Source organism: Cupriavidus sp. SIMBA_020, from assembly GCF_046535395.1.
GTDB classification, from domain to species: domain Bacteria; phylum Pseudomonadota; class Gammaproteobacteria; order Burkholderiales; family Burkholderiaceae; genus Cupriavidus; species Cupriavidus campinensis.
On the sequence record NZ_JAWRWU010001272.1, the window covers coordinates 1 to 250 of the forward strand.

Consider the following 250-nt stretch of genomic DNA (forward strand, 5'->3'; position numbering starts at 1 on the left):
GCTCTACCCTGCTCGTGCTGTTGGTGTCGCTGGATGGCGATGGCTCAACAACCTACCTGCTGTGCCTGACAGCCATGTTGCCCTTGCACCGCCAATTGGGGATCAATCCGCTGATCCTGCCCTGCCTGGCGATGCTGAGCAACAGCATCATGAACATCTCCCCCTGGGGCGGCCCGACAGCACGCGTCATGAGCGCGCTTCGTCTGGATGCCTCTCAAGTCTTCCTTCCGCTGATTCCGGGCATGATCGC

The 250-nt window shown here is 60.8% G+C and carries 1 pseudogene; it reads left to right on the top strand.

The window, feature by feature from the left end:
• A pseudogene (locus SB751_RS33595) lies at nt 1-250 on the top strand (citrate transporter); the annotation flags it as partial.